Raw genomic sequence first — 1,423 nt, 5'->3', positions numbered from 1 at the left:
GCCGAATCGCGCGCCACCAGCGCGCCCCGCAGGCGCACGATCTGCGCCTCCAGCCGCTCCACCAGCGCGGCCTGCTCGGCCAGCAGCTGCGAGCAGCGCTCCTGCACGCGGGCATAGGCCCGCAGCAACACGGCATGTTCTTGCATCGGGAACTCCATGGCCGCGGATTCTAGTTGAGAACAATTCTCAACAAAGCCATGAAGCGGAAAGGGCGAAGGCACCGGCCAGCAGCCCCGTGCCACGGTGGCGCACGGCACGGTGGGTATAGTGAAGCGCGTTTTTCTTCCCTTCCCCGGAGACACCATGAGCTACGAGAACATCGAAGTGCGGACCGAAGCTGGCAAGGTCGGCATCATCACCCTCAACCGACCGAAGGCGCTCAATGCGCTCAACGATGCGCTGATGACCGAGCTGGGCCAGGCCCTGAAGGCCTTCGACGCCGACGACGCCATCGGCTGCATCATCCTCACCGGCAGCGAGCGCGCCTTCGCAGCCGGCGCCGACATCGCGGCGATGGCCAAGTACAGCTTCATCGACACCTACCGGGGCGACTACATCACGCGCAACTGGGAGACCATCCGCTCGATCCGCAAGCCGGTGATCGGCGCGGTGGCCGGCTTCGCGCTCGGCGGCGGCTGCGAGCTCGCGATGATGTGCGACTTCATCATCGCGGCCGACAACGCCAAGTTCGGTCAGCCCGAGATCAAGATCGGCGTGATCCCCGGCGCCGGCGGCACGCAGCGCCTGCCGCGCGCGGTGGGCAAGAGCAAGGCCATGGACATGGTGCTGACCGCCCGCATGATGGACGCCGCCGAAGCCGAGCGCGCGGGCCTCGTGAGCCGCGTGGTGCCATTCGAGAAGCTGGCCGACGAGGCGCTGGGCGCCGCGCTGGTGATCTGCGGCTTCTCGCAGATCTCGGTGATCGCGGCCAAGGAGTCGGTCAACCGCGCCTTCGAGAGCGGCCTGAGCGACGGCGTGATGTTCGAGCGCCGGCTGTTCCATGCGCTGTTCGCGACGCAGGACCAGAAGGAAGGCATGGACGCCTTCCTGACCAAGCGCCAGCCGGACTTCAAGAACGCCTGATGGCGGGCGGGCCGGACGGCCCGCTTTTTTTGCCCTGGAACTTGATGCCTTCAGCGCTGCGGCGTCGAAGGCGTTGCGCGTGCGCGCTCGAGCGCGGCGCGCAGCGAGGCCAGTGCCTGCGCGGGCGGCGTGCCGATGAAGGCCGAAGCACCGGGCTGCGGCGACCAGCGCACCTGGTCGCCCGCGATCTCTAGCAGCGCGACCACGGTGCGGCCGCGGTAGAGCGCGATGCGCGCTTCGACCGGCGCAGCCAGCGTCGCATCGGGCTGGGTGGCCGAGCGCGCCACCGCGCCCAGCAATGCGGGGAAGGCTTCGATGTCGGCGCGGCCATGGCGCGGTG

1 protein-coding gene and 1 pseudogene are annotated in these 1,423 nt (G+C 68.7%); one reads left to right on the top strand and one right to left on the bottom strand.

What is annotated here, in order from left to right:
• Positions 1-303 precede the first annotated feature (303 nt).
• The gene (locus tag AC27VN_RS41400) at positions 304-1,083 is read left to right on the top strand and encodes an enoyl-CoA hydratase (protein ID WP_203202937.1); all 780 of its coding nucleotides are present in this window, start codon (positions 304-306) and stop codon (positions 1,081-1,083) included.
• Between the two features lie 50 nt (positions 1,084-1,133).
• Here AC27VN_RS41400 and AC27VN_RS41395 read toward each other — a convergent pair.
• A pseudogene (locus tag AC27VN_RS41395) lies at positions 1,134-1,423 on the bottom strand (hypothetical protein); the annotation flags it as partial.

It is taken from the genome of Variovorax sp. 20P10.2.4 (genome assembly GCF_058244205.1).
The sequence above is the reverse complement of the archived record's forward strand: the minus strand, read 5'-3'. Positions and strand labels throughout refer to the sequence as shown.

Coding starts and splice junctions, on each gene's coding strand:
- AC27VN_RS41400 (WP_203202937.1), top strand. CDS start 304: ATGAGCTACGAGAACATCGAAGTGCGGACCGAAGCTGGCAAGGTCGGC.